Origin of the sequence: Maribacter forsetii DSM 18668, from assembly GCF_000744105.1 — a bacterium.
Classification (GTDB): Bacteria; Bacteroidota; Bacteroidia; order Flavobacteriales; family Flavobacteriaceae; genus Maribacter; species Maribacter forsetii.
On record NZ_JQLH01000001.1, the window covers coordinates 1,632,649 to 1,651,743 of the forward strand.

At 37.9% G+C, this 19,095-nt stretch carries 16 protein-coding genes, 2 tRNA genes and 3 rRNA genes; 10 read left to right on the top strand and 11 right to left on the bottom strand.

From position 1 onward, the window contains the following. Nucleotides 1-9: 9 nt before the first annotated feature. The gene (gene thrS / locus P177_RS06900) at nucleotides 10-1,950 is read right to left on the bottom strand and encodes a threonine--tRNA ligase (protein ID WP_036153292.1); all 1,941 of its coding nucleotides are present in this window, start codon (nucleotides 1,948-1,950) and stop codon (nucleotides 10-12) included. Nucleotides 1,951-2,633: 683 nt separating this feature from the next. On the opposite strand from thrS, the gene P177_RS06905 reads away from it, so the two are divergent. From P177_RS06905 to trhA, 6 genes are all read left to right on the top strand, one after another. Then, nucleotides 2,634-4,160: ribosomal RNA gene (locus tag P177_RS06905) — 16S ribosomal RNA — on the top strand. 183 nt (nucleotides 4,161-4,343) lie between these two features. Next, nucleotides 4,344-4,417: transfer RNA gene (locus P177_RS06910), tRNA-Ile, on the top strand. A gap of 116 nt (nucleotides 4,418-4,533) precedes the next feature. Further along, nucleotides 4,534-4,607, top strand: a tRNA-Ala gene (locus P177_RS06915). Between the two features lie 212 nt (nucleotides 4,608-4,819). Beyond that, nucleotides 4,820-7,648: ribosomal RNA gene (locus tag P177_RS06920) — 23S ribosomal RNA — on the top strand. A 168-nt stretch (nucleotides 7,649-7,816) separates the two neighbouring features. Continuing rightward, a 5S ribosomal RNA gene (gene rrf / locus P177_RS06925) occupies nucleotides 7,817-7,928 on the top strand. The 16S, 23S and 5S rRNA genes sit together here with 2 tRNA genes alongside, the layout of an rRNA operon. A 197-nt stretch (nucleotides 7,929-8,125) precedes the next feature. Beyond that, nucleotides 8,126-8,758 (top strand): PAQR family membrane homeostasis protein TrhA, encoded by a 633-nt coding sequence (gene trhA, locus P177_RS06930; protein ID WP_084684646.1) that lies wholly within the window; start codon nucleotides 8,126-8,128, stop codon nucleotides 8,756-8,758. A gap of 17 nt (nucleotides 8,759-8,775) precedes the next feature. Here the strand turns inward: trhA and P177_RS06935 are convergent, their stop codons facing one another. After that, nucleotides 8,776-9,201, bottom strand: coding sequence for a DUF4268 domain-containing protein (locus tag P177_RS06935; RefSeq protein WP_036153298.1), 426 nt, complete (start codon nucleotides 9,199-9,201; stop codon nucleotides 8,776-8,778). Beyond that, nucleotides 9,201-9,872, bottom strand: a complete 672-nt coding sequence (locus tag P177_RS06940) for a ZIP family metal transporter (protein WP_036153300.1) — start codon at nucleotides 9,870-9,872, stop codon at nucleotides 9,201-9,203. The genes P177_RS06935 and P177_RS06940 overlap by 1 nt, the downstream gene beginning before the upstream one ends. A 95-nt stretch (nucleotides 9,873-9,967) precedes the next feature. Between P177_RS06940 and P177_RS06945 the strand changes: the two genes are divergently transcribed. Further along, on the top strand, nucleotides 9,968-11,137 hold the full coding sequence (locus tag P177_RS06945; protein WP_036153304.1) for a THUMP domain-containing class I SAM-dependent RNA methyltransferase: 1,170 nt from the start codon (nucleotides 9,968-9,970) through the stop codon (nucleotides 11,135-11,137). Further along, a complete protein-coding gene (locus P177_RS06950; protein WP_036153306.1) occupies nucleotides 11,134-11,364 on the top strand; it encodes a hypothetical protein in 231 nt (76 codons plus the stop codon). The genes P177_RS06945 and P177_RS06950 overlap by 4 nt, the downstream gene beginning before the upstream one ends. Here the strand turns inward: P177_RS06950 and P177_RS06955 are convergent. The 4 genes from P177_RS06955 to P177_RS06970 all read right to left on the bottom strand — a co-directional run bounded on the left by P177_RS06955 (nucleotide 11,359) and on the right by P177_RS06970 (nucleotide 15,408). After that, complete coding sequence (locus P177_RS06955; RefSeq protein WP_245233012.1) at nucleotides 11,359-12,105, bottom strand: DUF6048 family protein; 747 nt, start codon at nucleotides 12,103-12,105, stop codon at nucleotides 11,359-11,361. The genes P177_RS06950 and P177_RS06955 overlap by 6 nt on opposite strands. A gap of 25 nt (nucleotides 12,106-12,130) precedes the next feature. Continuing rightward, nucleotides 12,131-12,637, bottom strand: coding sequence for a DUF6452 family protein (locus P177_RS06960; RefSeq protein WP_036153309.1), 507 nt, complete (start codon nucleotides 12,635-12,637; stop codon nucleotides 12,131-12,133). A 1-nt stretch (nucleotide 12,638) separates the two neighbouring features. Continuing rightward, on the bottom strand, nucleotides 12,639-14,051 hold the full coding sequence (gene rlmD, locus P177_RS06965; RefSeq protein WP_036153311.1) for a 23S rRNA (uracil(1939)-C(5))-methyltransferase RlmD: 1,413 nt from the start codon (nucleotides 14,049-14,051) through the stop codon (nucleotides 12,639-12,641). Between the two features lie 184 nt (nucleotides 14,052-14,235). Continuing rightward, entirely contained in the window at nucleotides 14,236-15,408 is a 1,173-nt protein-coding gene (locus P177_RS06970; RefSeq protein WP_036153313.1) for a mechanosensitive ion channel, read from the bottom strand. A gap of 248 nt (nucleotides 15,409-15,656) precedes the next feature. Here P177_RS06970 and rocD point away from each other — a divergent pair, with 248 nt between their 5' ends. After that, entirely contained in the window at nucleotides 15,657-16,937 is a 1,281-nt protein-coding gene (gene rocD, locus P177_RS06975; protein WP_036153316.1) for an ornithine--oxo-acid transaminase, read from the top strand. Between the two features lie 51 nt (nucleotides 16,938-16,988). On the opposite strand, the gene P177_RS06980 is transcribed toward rocD, so the two are convergent. From P177_RS06980 to P177_RS06990, 3 genes are read right to left on the bottom strand one after another with little or no spacing between them, the layout of a single operon-like run. Further along, complete coding sequence (locus P177_RS06980) at nucleotides 16,989-17,300, bottom strand: CCC motif membrane protein (RefSeq protein WP_036153318.1); 312 nt, start codon at nucleotides 17,298-17,300, stop codon at nucleotides 16,989-16,991. Beyond that, nucleotides 17,301-17,639 carry a CCC motif membrane protein gene (locus P177_RS06985; protein ID WP_036153320.1) on the bottom strand — a complete coding sequence of 113 codons (339 nt, stop codon included), beginning with the start codon at nucleotides 17,637-17,639 and terminating at the stop codon, nucleotides 17,301-17,303. It abuts the gene before it with no gap. 18 nt (nucleotides 17,640-17,657) lie between these two features. Further along, the gene (locus P177_RS06990) at nucleotides 17,658-17,963 is read right to left on the bottom strand and encodes a DUF2752 domain-containing protein (RefSeq protein ID WP_036153321.1); all 306 of its coding nucleotides are present in this window, start codon (nucleotides 17,961-17,963) and stop codon (nucleotides 17,658-17,660) included. Nucleotides 17,964-18,022: 59 nt separating this feature from the next. Between P177_RS06990 and P177_RS06995 the strand changes: the two genes are divergently transcribed. Next, on the top strand, nucleotides 18,023-18,565 hold the full coding sequence (locus tag P177_RS06995; RefSeq protein ID WP_036153323.1) for a Smr/MutS family protein: 543 nt from the start codon (nucleotides 18,023-18,025) through the stop codon (nucleotides 18,563-18,565). On the opposite strand, the gene P177_RS07000 is transcribed toward P177_RS06995, so the two are convergent. Beyond that, complete coding sequence (locus P177_RS07000) at nucleotides 18,566-19,072, bottom strand: hypothetical protein (RefSeq protein WP_036153325.1); 507 nt, start codon at nucleotides 19,070-19,072, stop codon at nucleotides 18,566-18,568. It abuts the gene before it with no gap. Between the last annotated feature and the right edge of the window lie 23 nt (nucleotides 19,073-19,095).

The window sequence follows — 19,095 nt, forward strand, 5'->3', positions numbered from 1 at the left end:
AACTTATTTTTAAAACGTCTTTAAGGTACTATTTATTTCTTTGTTAACCAAGTCTGTAAACGTTGCAATGCTTATTGCTCCTAAATCTTCACCTCCGTGTTTACGTACAGAAATAGTATTGTCTGCCTCATCGTTTTCTCCTACGATCAACATAAATGGTACTTTGGTCATTTCTGCTTCACGTATTTTTTTACCAACAGTCTCATTTCGACTGTCGATAAGGGCGCGAATTTCGTTATTTTCTAGGGATTTTAAAACTTTTTCAGCATATTTTTCGTGTTTTTCGCTAACAGGAAGAATAATCGCTTGTTCAGGGGTTAACCATAACGGGAAATTACCGCCTGTATGTTCTAGTAATAATGCTATAAAACGTTCCATACTTCCAAAAGGTGCACGGTGAATCATTACTGGTCTATGTAGCTCATTATCACTGCCCTTATAATTTAAATCGAATCTTTCTGGTAGGTTGTAATCTACCTGGATTGTTCCTAACTGCCACTGTCTTCCCAAGGCGTCTTTTACCATGAAATCTAGCTTTGGACCATAGAAAGCTGCTTCTCCTGCTTCAACCACAAAATCTAAGCCTTTTTCCTTGGCGGCATTTATAATTGCTTGCTCTGCTTTTTCCCAGTTTTCAACTGATCCAATATATTTTTCTGGAGTTTCTAAATCACGAACAGATACTTGTGCCGTGAAATTGTCAAATCCTAATGAACCCAATACATATAATGATAGGTCAATTACATTTTTAAACTCTTCGTCCAATTGGTCTGGTGTACAGAAAATATGGGCATCATCTTGAGTGAATCCACGTACTCGTGTAAGACCGTGAAGTTCTCCACTTTGTTCATATCTATATACAGTACCAAATTCAGCAAATCTTTTTGGGAGTTCTTTATAACTATATGGTTTGGTATTATAGATTTCACAGTGGTGAGGGCAGTTCATTGGTTTCAATAAAAATTCCTCGCCTTCTTTCGGAGTGTGTATGGGCTGAAAGCTGTCTTCACCATATTTTTCATAATGACCAGAGGTTACATAAAGTTCTTTTTGACCAATATGTGGAGTTACCACCATTTCGTAACCGGCTTTTTTTTGTGCTTTTTTCAGAAAGTCTTCAAGTCTTTCTCTTAAGGCAGCTCCTTTGGGTAGCCATAATGGTAAACCTTGACCTACTCTTTGAGAGAAAGTGAATAACTCTAATTCTTTGCCGAGCTTCCTGTGATCGCGTTTTTTGGCTTCCTCTAAAAGGGCTAAGTACTCAGTAAGCTCTTTTTGTTTTGGAAATGAGATACCATATATACGTGTAAGTTGTGGGTTGTTTTCATTTCCCCTCCAATATGCACCGGCAACACTTAATACTTTTATTGCTTTTACTATACCTGTATTTGGTATGTGGCCACCTCTACATAAATCGGTGAACGTATCGTGGTCGCAAAAAGTAATAGTACCGTCTTCAAGATTTTCTATTAATTCTACTTTGTACTCATTGCCTTGATTTTTGTAAAATTCAAGAGCTTCTGCTTTTGAAACGGCTCTCATTTTATAATCATGCTTACCACGCGCTATTTCAATTGCTTTCTTTTCTATTGTAGGGAAATCTTTTTCCGATATAGATCCATTGGGTAGGTCAACATCATAATAGAATCCATTTTCTATAGCTGGACCAATTGTTAATTTGACTCCAGGATACAATTCTTCTATTGCTTGTGCTACAATATGTGAAGTAGAATGCCAAAAAGCTGTTTTTCCCTCTTTATCGTTCCAGGTGTATAAAACTAAGCTTCCGTCTGTCTCTAATGGGGTGGTGGTTTCAACAGTCGTTTCATTGAATTTTGCTGAAATTACATTTCGTGCTAATCCTTCGCTAATGCTTTTTGCAACCACTATAGGGCTTGTTCCTTTTTCGAATTCCTTGACCGATCCGTCTGGAAGAGTAATTTTAATCATTTTATATACATATTATAGGATGTCAAAGATAATATGAACAATTCAAGTCCGCAATAGAATCATGTTATAATGTAAAGGACATATAATGTATTTGTTTTTGATCAATTGATGCTATCTATTAGGTTTATATCTGTCGAATGTATTAATTATATGGTAGCTTATTTGATAAAATTTAATGCTTTGTATTTTTATAATAAGGTTAAAGTGTTATTTATAAGTGTGTTGCATGTTGATGTAAATTTTTCTTTAATTTTATTTAAAAAAATGGTTGTGTAATTAATAATAGTGTGTACATTTGCACCCCGCTAGCGAGGAAGATTGATTTGGAATCGGGAGTAGGAAAAAGGTTCTTAGATATGTTGTTTTGGTTTGACGAAAAAAAGAAAATAATTTTTTTTCGATAAAAGTTGTCAGGTTAAAAAACAGTTGTATATTTGCAGCCGCTTAGGGAAACACCTAAGGGAAACTAGGCGGGAAAATCGAGAGATTTTGAGCTGAGTGGATAGAAGTTCATTGAAATATTGTGGAGATAAGAATCGAGTTCAGGTGAGGACCTGGGCGAGAGGAACAAGAATTAAGGAAACATGAAAATTCATTATGTCTTAGGACATATATAAGGAATTGAATCGAGAGTCGGGGCCGGGAAAGATTTTGACTTCGTTGGGACGAATATTTACAAAACAACGATGAAGAGTTTGATCCTGGCTCAGGATGAACGCTAGCGGCAGGCCTAACACATGCAAGTCGAGGGGTAACATTTGTGCTTGCACAAGATGACGACCGGCGCACGGGTGCGCACCGCGTATGGAACCTACCTTGTACAGGGGAATAGCCCAGGGAAACTTGGATTAATGCCCCGTAGTACCGTGACCCGGCATCGGGATACGGTTAAAGCCTTCGGGCGGTATAAGATGGCCATGCGTCCCATTAGCTAGTTGGTAAGGTAACGGCTTACCAAGGCTACGATGGGTAGGGGCCCTGAGAGGGGGATCCCCCACACTGGTACTGAGACACGGACCAGACTCCTACGGGAGGCAGCAGTGAGGAATATTGGACAATGGAGGAGACTCTGATCCAGCCATGCCGCGTGCAGGAAGAATGCCCTATGGGTAGTAAACTGCTTTTATACGGGAAGAAAAAAGAGTACGTGTACTCTACTGACGGTACCGTAAGAATAAGGACCGGCTAACTCCGTGCCAGCAGCCGCGGTAATACGGAGGGTCCGAGCGTTATCCGGAATTATTGGGTTTAAAGGGTCCGTAGGCGGGCCGATAAGTCAGGGGTGAAAGTTTGCAGCTCAACTGTAAAATTGCCTTTGATACTGTTGGTCTTGAGTTATAGTGAAGTTGCCGGAATATGTAGTGTAGCGGTGAAATGCATAGATATTACATAGAACACCGATTGCGAAGGCAGGTGACTAACTATATACTGACGCTGATGGACGAAAGCGTGGGGAGCGAACAGGATTAGATACCCTGGTAGTCCACGCCGTAAACGATGGATACTAGCTGTCCGAGGCCTTGAGTCTTGGGCGGCCAAGCGAAAGTGATAAGTATCCCACCTGGGGAGTACGTTCGCAAGAATGAAACTCAAAGGAATTGACGGGGGCCCGCACAAGCGGTGGAGCATGTGGTTTAATTCGATGATACGCGAGGAACCTTACCAGGGCTTAAATGCATATTGACAGGTCTAGAGATAGATTTTCCTTCGGGCAATTTGCAAGGTGCTGCATGGTTGTCGTCAGCTCGTGCCGTGAGGTGTCAGGTTAAGTCCTATAACGAGCGCAACCCCTACCGTTAGTTGCCAGCATGTCATGATGGGGACTCTAACGGGACTGCCGGTGCAAACCGTGAGGAAGGTGGGGATGACGTCAAATCATCACGGCCCTTACGTCCTGGGCCACACACGTGCTACAATGGTAGGTACAGAGAGCAGCCACGTCGCAAGGCGGAGCGAATCTATAAAACCTATCACAGTTCGGATCGGGGTCTGCAACTCGACCCCGTGAAGCTGGAATCGCTAGTAATCGGATATCAGCCATGATCCGGTGAATACGTTCCCGGGCCTTGTACACACCGCCCGTCAAGCCATGGAAGCCGGGAGTGCCTGAAGTCCGTCACCGTAAGGAGCGGCCTAGGGCAAGATCGGTAACTAGGGCTAAGTCGTAACAAGGTAGCCGTACCGGAAGGTGCGGCTGGAACACCTCCTTTCTAGAGATTGTCCTTTAAGGACGGTCCCTGACGAAGTAAAGAATCGGAATAACGGTCCCGGTCTTTTGATTTAATAATGTTTTTGTTTTAAGAATTGTTCGAAAAAATAATCTCCATGATCATGATATATAAGTAATTGCTTTTTCCGAAAAGGTATTTATACTAAGAGGAAGGAGTAGGGACAGTCCCATAGCTCAGCTGGTTAGAGCGCTACACTGATAATGTAGAGGTCGGCAGTTCGAGTCTGCCTGGGACTACAAAAAGGGAATTCGTTTAGTAATAGGCGATACGTTCATATATTGAAATATTGAAGGAAATTTTAGAAGTTGTGCTACCTGTCAACTGTAAACTGGCAACTGCCGACTTATAGAATGGGGGATTAGCTCAGCTGGCTAGAGCGCCTGCCTTGCACGCAGGAGGTCATCGGTTCGACTCCGATATTCTCCACTGGGCGATGCCCAGGGATAATTTATTTTATCTCGAAGTATCGCAGATGAGAAAGATAGGTATTTAATTGCCTGTCGTGGCTCACGACAACGTTCATTGACATATTGGAACAGGAGGTAATACATTTAGGTGTATTATCGACTAAAAAAGAAAGAAACACGAATCTTTATTAAGTAAAGAGTACGAATAAGATAGAATAGATTAAAGATCTGGCGACAAGCTGGAAAAGGGCGTATGGGGAATGCCTAGGCTCTCAGAGGCGAAGAAGGACGTGATAAGCTGCGAAAAGCTACGGGGATCGGCACACACGATATGATCCGTAGATATCCGAATGGGGCAACCCGGCATATTGAAGATATGTCATCTCGTAAGAGAAGTAAACCCGGGGAACTGAAACATCTAAGTACCCGGAGGAGGAGAAAACAAAAGTGATTCCGATAGTAGCGGCGAGCGAAATCGGATTAGTCCAAACCGTACATGTTCCGGCATGTGCGGGGTTGTAGGACCACGATATTCGAGATGTGATGAACTAGAACGCTTTGGAAATAGCGACCATAGAGGGTGATAGTCCCGTATAGGCAAAGAGCATTAAGATAGTGGTATCCTGAGTAGTGCGGGGCACGTGAAACCCTGTATGAATCCGGCGGGACCATCCGCCAAGACTAAATACTCCTGAGAGACCGATAGTGAACCAGTACCGTGAGGGAAAGGTGAAAAGAACCGTGAATAACGGAGTGAAATAGATCCTGAAACCATACGCTTACAAGCGGTCGGAGCCCATATGGGTGACGGCGTGCCTTTTGCATAATGAGCCTACGAGTTACTTTTACTGGCAAGGTTAAGTTCTTCAGGAACGGAGCCGTAGCGAAAGCGAGTCTTAATAGGGCGCCATAGTCAGTAGTAGTAGACGCGAAACCGTGCGATCTACCCATGGGCAGGTTGAAGCTGTGGTAACACATAGTGGAGGACCGAACCCGTTGACGTTGAAAAGTCTTGGGATGACCTGTGGGTAGGGGTGAAAGGCCAATCAAGCTCGGAAATAGCTCGTACTCCCCGAAATGCATTTAGGTGCAGCGTGTAGATAGTTTTATAGAGGTAGAGCTACTGATTGGATGCGGGGGCTTCACCGCCTACCAATTCCTGACAAACTCCGAATGCTATAAAATGTTTCTGCGCAGTGAGGGCATGGGTGCTAAGGTCCATGTCCGAGAGGGAAAGAACCCAGATCACCGGCTAAGGTCCCAAAGTATATACTAAGTTGATATAACGCGGTGGAACTGCATTGACAGCCAGGATGTTGGCTTGGAAGCAGCCATTCATTTAAAGAGTGCGTAACAGCTCACTGGTCGAGCGGTTCCGCATGGATAATAATCGGGCATAAGTATATCACCGAAGCCGTGACTTCATATTTATATGAGGGGTAGGGGAGCATTGTAACTGCGTCGAAGGCGTACCTGCGAGGGATGCTGGAGCGGTTACAAACGAAAATGTAGGCATAAGTAACGATAATGCGGGCGAGAAACCCGCACGCCGAAAGACCAAGGTTTCCCCAGCTATGCTAATCAGCTGGGGGTCAGTCGGGACCTAACGCGAACCCGAAGGGGATAGTGGATGGACAACAGATTAATATTTCTGTACCTGCTCACGCTAAAAGTGACGGAGGCGAGAAGTTGGTGCGTACAGACGGAATTGTACGTTGAAGGGAGCAGCAATGCCCCGATAGTACACCGAGACCACGGTCAAGGTGATAATCCAGCATATCGACTTCCAAGAAAAGCGAGTGAAGCAGCCCGTACCGTAAACCGACACAGGTGGTTGGGATGAGTATTCTAAGGCGCTCGAGAGATTCATGGCTAAGGAACTAGGCAAAATAGACCCGTAACTTCGGGAGAAGGGTCGCCCCCTTATGGGGGGCCGCAGTGAAGAGGTCCAGGCGACTGTTTATCAAAAACACAGGGCTCTGCAAAATCGAAAGATGAAGTATAGGGCCTGACACCTGCCCGGTGCTGGAAGGTTAAGAGGAGATGTCAGCTTCGGCGAAGCATTGAATTGAAGCCCCAGTAAACGGCGGCCGTAACTATAACGGTCCTAAGGTAGCGAAATTCCTTGTCGGGTAAGTTCCGACCTGCACGAATGGTGCAACGATCTGGACACTGTCTCGGCCATGAGCTCGGTGAAATTGTAGTATCGGTGAAGATGCCGGTTACCCGCAGTGGGACGAAAAGACCCCGTGCACCTTTACTATAGCTTCGTATTGACCTTGGTCAAGCAATGTGTAGGATAGCTGGGAGACTTTGAAGCTGCATCGCCAGGTGTGGTGGAGTCATTGTTGAAATACCAGCCTTTGCTTGTCCGGGGCCTAACTCTCATTAGAGAGAACAGTGCGTGGTGGGTAGTTTGACTGGGGTGGTCGCCTCCAAAAGAGTAACGGAGGCTTCTAAAGGTGCCCTCAATACGGTTGGCAATCGTGTGTAGAGTGCAATGGCACAAGGGCGCTTGACTGAGAGACATACAGGTCGATCAGGTTGGAAACAAGAGCATAGTGATCCGGTGGTTCCGCATGGAAGGGCCATCGCTCAAAGGATAAAAGGTACGCCGGGGATAACAGGCTGATCTCCCCCAAGAGCTCATATCGACGGGGGGGTTTGGCACCTCGATGTCGGCTCGTCACATCCTGGGGCTGGAGAAGGTCCCAAGGGTTGGGCTGTTCGCCCATTAAAGTGGCACGCGAGCTGGGTTCAGAACGTCGTGAGACAGTTCGGTCTCTATCTACTGCGGGCGTTAGAAATTTGAGTGGATCTGACTCTAGTACGAGAGGACCGAGTTGGACTGACCGCTGGTGCACCAGTTGTTCCGCCAGGAGCATCGCTGGGTAGCTATGTCGGGATCGGATAAGCGCTGAAAGCATATAAGCGCGAAACCGGCCACAAGATGAGATTTCTTTAAAGGGCCGTGGGAGATGACCACGTTGATAGGCTATAGGTAGAAGGGCAGTAATGTCCGTAGCCGAGTAGTACTAATTGCCCGTCAGGCTTGCGCATACGTACGTCCTTCCCTTGCGGAGGGGCGGACGACGATCTTTAACCTCTTTCTTTTTATACCGAAACATACTTTATATTATAAATGCTTCTTTCCTTTATAGGATCCTGTTCCATTCATGTCAACGATATTGCGGCGAAGGCCGCGGTCGGGAAAACCCGATCTAAAACTTAGGTGGCCATGGCGACGGGGCCCACCCCTTACCATTCCGAACAGGGAAGTTAAGACCGTTTGCGCCGATGGTACTGCTATACCAAGTGGGAGAGTAGGTAGCCGCCTTTTTCGAAAGCCCTTTACAGTAATGTAAGGGGCTTTTTTTATGGAATAAAGTCTGAGGTTATATTTTTCTTCTAATAACTTTTTGGCTATTATCAGATTTTATAGAATAGCTTTAATTTTGTATCTATGAGTTTATACAAAGCACTAATTTTAGTCATTGGATCTGATTTTGTGAAGGTGATAGTGTTATAAAAATTGTTATGATGTACTTAGATTCATTGGAAAAGGAAGAAAAGTTCAATATCATCTCTCATGGTATAGGCGCGCTATTGGCTATTGTGGGTATGGTGTTTCTTATTCAAGGAAATAATCATAAATCTGAGTGGTCATTGTGGGGAATAGTGATATATAGCTTATCATTAATAAGTATGTTATGCGTATCTACGATATATCACGCAGTCGATAATAAGGTTTGGAAACTTAGAATGAGAATTCTAGACCATATAAATATATATTATCTAATTGCAGGTACGTATACTCCTGTTGCTTTAATAACACTTATTAACGGAAATGGATGGTCTATTTTCTTTGCAGTATGGGGTATAGCTGCTGTTGGTACTATTTTAAAGTTATTTTTTACTGGTAAGTTTGAAATTATATCCTTGCTACTTTATTTAGCCATGGGATGGCTCATAATATTCGATTTTCAAAATCTGGTAGATAATACTTCAGAGTTTGGAATTAATTTACTCATGCTTGGGGGTGCATTTTATACTATAGGGATATTATTTTATGCGGTAAGAAGAATTCCGTATAATCACTTTATTTGGCACCTTTTTGTACTGTGCGGAGCAATATGCCATTGGTATTTTATTTACATAGATGTAATCTAAATGTTTCTCTAATAAAATTAAGAATCTATAACATCTTTATACTCTTCATAGAATTTCTCTATCTGTAACATATTATTGTTTAAAAATTCCATCGTCTCCCTCCATGTATTTTTATTATGTATAGATACGTTATTTAATTCTACATAAATTCTTGATATTTCTTTTTGGTTTTCTAGGATATAGAAATCTTCAAATATTCCTTCAGGTAGGAATTCATCTAATAATATTGATTTTAAAGCAATTAGTTTATCCCATACTTTAATTTGTTGATCAAAATCAGAATCTATGTCAATGGAGACTATAGCTTTTTTTAAATCAAAATGAAATTTGAATGATAAACCTTTTACTTCAGTTTTATATAAAGTCCATTTGTTTGGAAAAGATTTGCCAAAAGCGATCCAAAATTCTTCTCGTAATTTTCTTGATTCTTGTTTACTGAACATTATAGATAATATGCGATTGTTATACCTAGTAAAATCACTAATAACTTTCTTAAATTAAATTTATGCCCTTCAGAACTTTCAAATAGAATTACAGTTGAAATATGTAAGAACACACCTATTACTAGAGCATTTAAATACATGCCGTAAGTGGAAAGTATATCTGTTGTATTGGCTAAATAGGTCCCTAACGGAGTCATAACAGAGAATAAAAGCATGAAAAATGCTGCGTAAATAGGTTTAATATTTGACCCTAAAAGGAATATACTCAATATTATTGCTATAGGAATTTTATGAATAAGGATACCGTAAATGATGGTGTCATTTGTACCTATAGGTAGACCTTCCAATAGAGAGTGGGTGCATAGACTAATAAAAAGTAACCAAGGAAAATCTTTACTTTGCTTCGAAATATGAACGTGGCCGTGTTCAGCTCCTTTTGAGAAAAATTCTAAAAATATTTGAAAAAGAATACCTAGCATTACAAATACACCTATAGTTTTATGATTCGTATTTTCATATACTTCTGGTAACATTTCAAAAATAGTAAGTGCTAATAAAAATGCGCCACTAAATGCTAATAATAGTTTGAAGGATTCGTTTTTCTGGGGTTTTGCAACAACCACAAAAAGAAAACTAATAAGCACTCCTAGAATAGGTAAAATATAAATCATGTGATGCTGATAAACCTTTTAAAAAAAAGGAAATAGGTCATAAATTAAACAGGCGTCAAAATTAGCGTATTTTTGCGGTACGAGAAAAGATGAATATGGGTAATAATTTTAAAATGGTCGCTAAGACCTTATTTGGTTTCGAAGAACTACTTTCTAAAGAACTTAGAAATTTGGGGGCAAGCAATGTTGTTGAGGGAACTAGAAATGTATCTTTTGAAGGTGATAATGGCTTTATGTACAAAGCCAATCTATGTTTGAGAACAGCTATTAAAATTATTAAGCCAATACATTCTTTTCGAGTTAGAGATGAAAATGATCTGTACAAGAAAATATATGCGATGGATTGGACAGAGTATCTTTCTGTCAGCGAAACTTTTGCCATAGATGCTACGGTGAACTCAGAGCAGTTTACACATTCCTTGTACGTTTCTCAAAAGACTAAGGATGCTATTGTAGATAAATTTAGGGATACTGATGGTACAAGACCAGATGTAGATGTTAAAAATCCAGATTTACGTATCAACATTCATATTCATAATAATGACTGTAATGTGTCTTTAGACAGTTCTGGTTACTCATTGCACAAAAGAGGATACCGTACAGCAACTAATATTGCACCAATAAATGAGGTATTAGCTTCTGGTTTGCTTTTATTAAGTGGATGGGATGGTCAGTGTGATTTTCTTGATCCAATGTGTGGTAGTGGTACTATGTTGACAGAAGCGGCTATGATTGCTTGTAATATTCCCGCAAATATTAATAGGAAGGAATTTGCATTTGAGAAATGGACTGATTTTGATGCTGAACTATATGAGAAGATTGTAGATTCTAGTTTGAAGAAAACAAGAGAATTTCATCATAAAATTATAGGGTATGATAAAGCACCTTCTGCTGTTAGAAAGGCTCAAGACAATATAGAGAATGCCAATCTTGAAGATTATATCACAGTAGAAAGAAAAGATTTCTTTAAAACTGATAAGCAAACAGGAGGTACCTTGCATATGTGCTTTAACCCACCTTATGGAGAACGTCTAGATATTGATTTGGAAAACTTTTATAGTGCTATTGGTGATACTTTAAAACAAGGTTACCCTGGTACCAATGCTTGGTTTATAACAAGTAACCTGCCTGCTTTAAAGTTTGTAGGGTTAAGACCTTCTCGAAAAATAAAGGTGTTTAATAGCCACCTAGAATCTCGTTTGGTAAAGTATGAAATGTATGAAGGTAGTAAGAAGGCCAAATATCAAAAAAGAAATGAAGAATGAAGCTAAAACATAAAGTTCTAATATATAATTTTTTAGGCTTTGCAGTACTATTTGTGTTGTTCCGCTTTCTCTTATATATTTCGCTATCAATAAATAGTATTTATTTGTCGGCAATAGCTGCTATTGCAGCTTCTATACTAGCTCCCAAATTTGCAGTTGCAAAAATAGAGGGGCTTGAGAAAATTGTTATGAAATGGGTCTTTGTGAAAGGATTTAAAATTTTATAAGCGCTCTTTTGGCTTAGGCGGCCCTAAGGGTTCATTAGAATTTTCAATCTTTTTCTTAGCCTTATTTTTCTTTTTGTAGAGCGGTAAAAAGTAAGAAATACTGTAATTATATCCAACCCCGAAATTACTATCCCATGTGACTTTGTTAAAACCAGGAATCCACAAATTAGGAAATCTTTCAAAATCATTGTTATTGGAAGATATAATAAGACCTAAACGAATGCTGGCCCCTATATATAAATTCGATATAATTTCTAATTTAGTACCAAAAACGGCTTCTAACCATGTTGCATTGAGTCCTGAGAAGTTTTCGGGAGTATCTGATCCACTCGCAAAATCATCTGGATTCCAGTATCTATTTGTGTCGAAATATTGATAGTTGTTTAGCGTGTTTTCAAAGGTGCTAAACCCTATTCTACCTCCCATATATATTAAATTTTGCTCTCCATACCAATTAGCATAATTGTTTTTATTGATGCCTAGTTTAATGTAATTACCAGAGGTTGTAAAATTGTAAAGGTCTTCCTGTCGTGTCTTTTCTTCGCTTCCAAGTTCAGCAGCTAGATATAAATTTTGGGTTAATCTGTAATCCGCAACAAATTCAATTCCTTGATAGTTGTCGTCTAAGGCACCGGTTATAATTCTACTTAAATCTACACCTAAACGTAAACCATAGGATTGTTTATATTCCACCGTATCCTTAGGGTTAAGATCAATTGGTTTATTCTGGCTAAAAGCCATGCAAGTTCCCAGTATAAATAAAAGATTAGTGAAAAATCTTGACATGTGTAGAATCTGAGTTGGTGACTAGTGACTGTGTTATTTCTATATTTTGAATCCAATTATCTGTATCCGCTGTTGCATTCGCTTGTAGTTCATCATAATTTACTACGAAACCGCATGCACGTGAAAGAAAGTCTTCAATTCTAGTGTATGAAAAATTAATGGTATCTAGGTTACCTATTTCAGCGCCATCATCAGAATCTGCCGAGTCGCTAATTAATATGAAACTTGTAGCATCTTCATCTGTCTTTAACGGAATGGATATGGTACTTAAATTGCTGCGATCCGTAACAGTATTCACTGTTACATTTTGACCGACACCTACTACCCTTAAAGTCTTTACTTCTTTTAACGTATCTATGTCATCAATATCATAAAATTCTATGACCAGTAAGGGAGTATCTCCTTCTACACAGATATCATCTTTCTCACATGACGATGCAGAAATAATACTAAGAAACAGCAATAAGCCGAATTGAATTTTTCTCATCCTAAACTTTCTTTTCTAAAAGTACAACATTTTCTACGTGGTGCGTCTGCGGAAACATGTCTACAGGCTGAACCTTGGTTATATTGTACATCTCTTTCATTAGTTCTAAATCTCTTGCCTGTGTAGCGCTATTACAGCTTACGTAAACAACTTTTTTAGGTGCAATGTTCAATATTTGCTGAACTACATCTTTATGCATTCCATCTCGTGGAGGATCGGTAATAATAACATCTGGCACACCATTTTGAGCAATAAATTGTTCGTTGAAAACATTTTTCATATCGCCAACAAAGAAATCAACGTTTTCAATTTCGTTTCGCTCTGCGTTTGCCTTGGCATCTAAAATTGCTTCAGGTACCGATTCTATACCTATTACTTTTTTAGCTTTTTTAGAAACAAATTGTGCAATGGTACCTGTACCTGTGTATAAATCATACACCAATTCATCACCATTTAAATTTGCAAAATTTCTGGTGATTTTATAAAGCTCGTAAGCTTGCTCTGAATTCGTTTGATAAAAAGACTTGGCATTGATTTTAAATTTTAGTCCTTCCATTTCTTCGAAAATATGATCTCTACCAGAAAAACAGATAATCTCTTGATCGTAAATAGTATCGTTCTGTTTTGGATTGATTACATATAATAATGATGTAATCTCTGGGAAAGTTGTAGAAAGATGATTTAAAAGCAATTCTCTTTTCTCTTTATCATCTTCAAAAAACTGAACTAAAATCATTATTTCACCTATAGAACTAGTACGTATCATTAATGTACGTAGCAATCCATATTGGTTTCTTGGATTAAAAAATGTTAATCCGTTTTCAGTGGCAAATTTTTTAGTCTCTAAACGTATTGCGTTTGATGGGTCTTTTTGTAAATGACATTTTTTAATGTCCAAAATCTTGTCCCACATGCCTGGTATATGAAAACCTAAGGCATTTCTATCTTCTATTTGATTATCTGATCTTACTTCTTCTAGCGTTAACCAACGACTGTCAGAAAAAGAAAATTCCATTTTGTTTCTGTAGAAGTATTGTTGTTCTGAACCAAGTATAGGTGTTAGCTCTGGCAAATCTAAATGACCTATTCTTTTTAGGTTATTCTCTACTTCTTTCTGCTTGTAAAAAAGTTGGTGTTCATAGCCCATATCTTGCCATTTACAACCTCCACAAACATTAAAATGCTGACAAACCGGGTCTACTCTTTTATCTGAAAGACTGTGAAAATTAATAGCAGTTCCTTCAAAATAAGCTTTTCTTTTTTTTGTAGTTTGTACATCTACCACGTCGCCAGGTACGGTGTTATTTAAGAAAATAACCCTACCATCTGGGGCTTTACCAATAGTTTTTCCTTTTGCAGCAGCATCAGTTACCGTTACATTTTCAAAAACTACTCGCTTTGTCTTTTTTCGCATGTGGCAAAAATAAGCATCCCATGGCATTTATTATAACTAATAAACCTAGTAGCCTTGTTATATTTAGTTAAATATGACCGTTCAAGTAGCTAATCAAATGTTTACCTAATTATTTAAATAAAAAAAGTCAGGGAATCTTTAGTTTAAGATTCCCTGACTTTGAACAGTAAAATATATTTTACTACTATTTGTTCTTATTGAATTTGTTTAAAATTCTTTCCATTTGCTTGCCAGCAGCTTCTCTACCGCCTAAGCCAAATGATAGTGCAATGGTTACTGCAATAGTACCCAATGTAATACCAAAAACCATATTGATAATTTCATCACCAATACCCATGGTCTTAAGACCCATTGCTAAGAAAATAGCTAAAATGCACATTCTTACAATTGAAGCAACAAAAAGACTGCTTTCATCTTTAGCCATAGCTTTGTGAGCTGTAGAGGCAATCCAATTTCCTATAATTAAAATTACTAATCCGAAAAGAATATTTCCAGAAACACCTACTAAAGTGTCAAGTACATTGGTAAGTTTTTCAAATTCTAGTTTTTCTAATGCAGTCGTAATTCCAAAAAGAACAATGAAAAAGTAAACAACATTACCTAAAAGTTTTGAAAGGTTTGTATTAGATGATAAGCTGCTTAAATTCATTCTGTTTACAATACCATCTAAATTTAAACTTTCTAATAAATCTGTAACCAAACTAGCAACAAATCTACCACCTATAACGAAGATTAAAAGAATTAGAACAGCAACGATGATTTTTGGTATGGCAGCAAAAAATTGTTCTAGCATATGTGTTGCAGGAACAGAGATAGCATCCATATTTAAGATGTTCAATGCGGTTATCAATAGCGGAATAAAGATAAAAATGAAAACTACTTTTTTAAGGATGTTTACTAAATCCAAATTTTCCGGAAGTTTTAATTTAGGTACAAAACTTTGTATAGTTTCGCCTGAAAGACCTACTAATTCAGATACAATAGTAGCTAGCATATAACCTATATAGCCTACTAAACCTGCACCTACAATATTTGGTATGTAATCTGTAAAGCCATTAAGTAGGTTCTTAACTGGATCTAAAACGCTCGTCATACCTAACTTTTCTAAAGCAAGCATAAACACAAAAATCATGATAAAGAAGTATACTAATTTTCCAATAAAAGAAGAAAGTACCACTTTACCTGTTCCAAGTTTGCTGTCAACATTGGTTCGTTTAATTAATTTTGTAATAAGCCTTTTCAAAAATCCGGCAATAAACCATCCTATCAAAAGGATCAGTATTGCGCCGATGGTAGTTGGTAAAAAATCGCCGACTGAGTTAGAAAGGCTGGTCATCATGTTCTCTAAATAATTCATAGTGTTCTTTTTATAATAAATTGGTTGTATTAATTAAGACACCATATTTTGTTAAAGGTCACACTTAATGGTAGTTCATAGGTTCTTTTCATATTTATAGTAGTTCAAAAAAAATATTTATTAAGTTTGTAATTCTACAGGATGATTTCTCTCCCACGCTGAATTTTCGCCCCGATGACTTTTTCGGGATTTGAAAGGAAAAAGGTATAGAAGGAATTGCTAAAGTTTTATTTAAAGTAATTTTTATCATGTCAATTTTAGAAAACATCACTTCTAAGGATGCTATTGCATTAGAAGAAAAACACGGTGCCCACAATTATCACCCTTTACCTGTTGTATTAAGTAAAGGGGAAGGTGTTCATGTTTGGGATGTGGAAGGAAAAAAATATTATGATTTTCTTTCTGCGTACTCTGCCGTAAATCAAGGGCATTGTCACCCCAAAATTGTAAACGCCATGACAGAACAAGCAAAAACATTGTCTTTGACTTCTAGAGCATTTTACAATGATATGTTGGGTAAATACGAGAAGTATGCAACCGAAACTTTTCATTTTGATAAGTTGTTACCTATGAATACAGGTGCAGAAGCTGTAGAAACAGCTTTGAAAATTTGTAGAAAATGGGCGTATGAAGAAAAAGGTATTGCAGATAACAATGCTGAAATAATTGTTTGCGAAAATAATTTTCACGGTCGTACAACAACTATAATTTCTTTTTCAAATGACCCTGTTGCTCGTAAAAACTTTGGTCCGTATACTGACGGATTCATTAAAATAGAGTACGATAATCTATCGGCTCTAGAGGATGTTTTAAAATCAAATTCGAATATCGCTGGTTTTTTGGTGGAGCCTATACAAGGTGAAGCTGGAGTTTATGTGCCATCTGAAGGTTATCTAAGCGGAGCGAAAGCTTTGTGCGAAAAGTATAATGTATTGTTCATTGCAGATGAAGTACAAACAGGTATTGCAAGAACAGGTCGTTTGTTGGCAACATGTGGTAATTGTTCTTGCCCAGATAAACATTGTAGTGGCACTCCTGAAATTAAGCCAGATATTTTAATATTAGGTAAAGCCTTGTCCGGTGGGGCATACCCTGTTTCTGCAGTTTTGGCTAATGATAATATTATGGGTGTTATACGCCCAGGAAATCATGGTAGTACTTTTGGTGGTAACCCTATTGCCGCTGCCGTTGGTATGGCTGCTTTAGAAGTGGTAAAAGATGAGGAGCTTGCAGAAAATGCCTTTGAATTAGGTGAACTTTTTAGAGCTGAACTAAATAAATTTATACCAACCACAGATTTGGTAAACAGTGTTAGAGGTAAAGGTCTTTTAAATGCAATACTTATAAATGATAGTGAAGATAGTTCTACTGCATGGGATATTTGTATGGCGTTAAAAGAAAACGGATTACTGGCAAAACCAACACACGGTAATATTATAAGATTTGCACCACCATTGGTAATGACAAAAGAACAGCTTTTAGATTGTGTTTCTATTATTATTAAAACACTACAAGAGTTTAAAAACTAGAAATAAAAAATCCCCGATGTAAATCGGGGATTTTTTTTAGTTACTATTTTCTTATTGAAAATCAGCTGTTGCAAAGAAAGCGATAATCAATCCGAAATAGAGAATACAGAATACTAGGTAAATAAGAGCTAGTGCTAGTCCTATATAAGAAAGAATTCTTCCTGTTTTAATATTTTCATACCCTCTATAATTACCAGGGTTAGCTTCAAAATAACTCTTAGCTTTTTTAGCATTGCTTAAACCAATAAAACTGAATATAGCACCAAAGGGACCACAACAGAAAAGGGTTAGTGCAATAGATAAAATGCCAAAAGTTAAAGCGTTACTGGAACCTGGTATTTGTTGATGTTCTAAATTGTTCATTTATTCCATTGGTATTCCAAGTTGTTCGTAAATTTCAGAAGTTTGCTCTATATATGCATCCCAGCCGCCCATAGAAACTATTGAGTATACTGTCCATATAAGAGAAAGAGCTCCTAATACTAGCCCGATGATAGCAACGGTTTTAGTTGTTTTAAGAGTACTGAAGTTTGAGTATTCTTGAGGGTTTTCTTGATAGGTTTTAGTGTCTTTATTTACTAAAATTAATGCAATACCAGACAAAATAATTCCTCCAATACCAGCACTTAAACAGCAGCATAAGAAAGATATAATACTCAAAACTAGAGCAATGGTTACATTAGGTAATTTTTGTTGTTCCATAATTTAAAGGTTTAGTTATTAGATAAATTTTAAAATATAATTGGTTAATATAAAACCTACGGTACTTACCATAAGCGTAATTGTAATTGTATTTGAATGTTTAAAAGGGTATAATTTATTTAATCCTAAAAAGCCAAAAAGTAAAAGCATAGGGTAAATAGCTGGGTACATTAAAAAGGCAGATGTAAACTCCCCTTTAAGTAAAAATAATAGCGATCGTTGTAAACCACAACCAGGACAATCAACCCCTAATATTTGCTTTGTGAAACAGGGTAGCATGAAACTTTCAAGTCCTAGAAAAATAACTAATGCTTTAATACGCATCTATAAATAAATTAGTAGTCCGAAAATTACCATTATTTTTGTGTATTCAAAATAAAAACATGCCTCATTTTAATATTGGTGATACGGTAGAAACTATTGACGATGTCATAAAAGGCGTTGTGGAGTCTATTAATGGCAACAATATTACAATGCTAAGCGATGATGGGTTTCCGTTAACATTTAGCGCTCATGAATTGGTTTTGATAGCCGATGATATTCGCGTTTCTAATTATGAAGTCGCTAAAATTAAAAAGGAAAAGGAAATTCCTAAGCGTAAAAGGACGAGAGTTCTAAAGTCAAAGGAACGTACAGCTCCAAAAATGGAAGTTGACCTGCATATAAATCAACTTATCAAGAACCCTAAATCTATAAGTAAGTTTGATATGCTTACCCTACAGTTAGATACGGCCAAACGTCAACTAGATTTTGCTATCAGTAAAAGAATACAGAAAATTGTATTTATACATGGAGTAGGCGAGGGTGTTTTAAAAGAAGAATTGGGTTATTTATTCAGAAAGTATGACAATGTAAAGTATTACGATGCCGATTACCAAAAGTATGGGTTAGGTGCAACGGAAGTTTATATTTTTCAAAACTTCTAATTATTCTACTGTAGTGGTTACAGTGCCAAATTCATTTACTTGTAAATCTGTAATTCTACTGCCATTTTCATTTAAAAAAGTAACGCCACTTAATTGAATTGTATGCGAAAAAGTTACACTGTCTACTTCAACGGTTGTAACTATAATACTACCACCTTCAGCTTCAATTTCCTCTAGAACAGTTGGCGTAAGTGGTGGTGGTGAGTCACAAAAATAACTACTACTAACGGTCTCAGAGAAAATACGATAGGTAATTTGAGAACTACCTGGTACAGCACTTTCAATTTCAGTAGTTGAAACTTCATTTTTTAATAGTTCACTAGGAAGATTTAATATTAATGCTTCGTCATCGTTTATTTTAAACAATACATTTTCTGTTGTTGGAGAAATGTCATTACAACTTTCAATTGTTTCAATACTTTCAAAATCAACAGTTTCTATCTGTAGGTCACCATCATTACAGTTAAAGAATAATATGGAACAGCCAATTAAAAGGTATTTTTTCATATTTCAAATTTAGTTTAAAATTT

Bases quoted from the DNA above. Each gene is read 5' to 3' on its own strand.
- P177_RS06985 (WP_036153320.1), bottom strand. From the start codon at position 17,639: ATGGAACAACAAAAATTACCTAATGTAACCATTGCTCTAGTTTTGAGT.
- P177_RS06990 (WP_036153321.1), bottom strand. From the start codon at position 17,963: ATGCGTATTAAAGCATTAGTTATTTTTCTAGGACTTGAAAGTTTCATG.
- rocD (WP_036153316.1), top strand. From the start codon at position 15,657: ATGTCAATTTTAGAAAACATCACTTCTAAGGATGCTATTGCATTAGAA.
- P177_RS07000 (WP_036153325.1), bottom strand. From the start codon at position 19,072: ATGAAAAAATACCTTTTAATTGGCTGTTCCATATTATTCTTTAACTGT.
- trhA (WP_084684646.1), top strand. From the start codon at position 8,126: ATGATGTACTTAGATTCATTGGAAAAGGAAGAAAAGTTCAATATCATC.
- P177_RS06960 (WP_036153309.1), bottom strand. From the start codon at position 12,637: ATGAGAAAAATTCAATTCGGCTTATTGCTGTTTCTTAGTATTATTTCT.
- P177_RS06945 (WP_036153304.1), top strand. From the start codon at position 9,968: ATGGGTAATAATTTTAAAATGGTCGCTAAGACCTTATTTGGTTTCGAA.
- P177_RS06935 (WP_036153298.1), bottom strand. From the start codon at position 9,201: ATGTTCAGTAAACAAGAATCAAGAAAATTACGAGAAGAATTTTGGATC.
- P177_RS06940 (WP_036153300.1), bottom strand. From the start codon at position 9,872: ATGATTTATATTTTACCTATTCTAGGAGTGCTTATTAGTTTTCTTTTT.
- P177_RS06980 (WP_036153318.1), bottom strand. From the start codon at position 17,300: ATGAACAATTTAGAACATCAACAAATACCAGGTTCCAGTAACGCTTTA.
- P177_RS06970 (WP_036153313.1), bottom strand. From the start codon at position 15,408: ATGAATTATTTAGAGAACATGATGACCAGCCTTTCTAACTCAGTCGGC.
- P177_RS06955 (WP_245233012.1), bottom strand. From the start codon at position 12,105: ATGGCTTTTAGCCAGAATAAACCAATTGATCTTAACCCTAAGGATACG.
- thrS (WP_036153292.1), bottom strand. From the start codon at position 1,950: ATGATTAAAATTACTCTTCCAGACGGATCGGTCAAGGAATTCGAAAAA.
- P177_RS06995 (WP_036153323.1), top strand. From the start codon at position 18,023: ATGCCTCATTTTAATATTGGTGATACGGTAGAAACTATTGACGATGTC.
- rlmD (WP_036153311.1), bottom strand. From the start codon at position 14,051: ATGCGAAAAAAGACAAAGCGAGTAGTTTTTGAAAATGTAACGGTAACT.
- P177_RS06950 (WP_036153306.1), top strand. From the start codon at position 11,134: ATGAAGCTAAAACATAAAGTTCTAATATATAATTTTTTAGGCTTTGCA.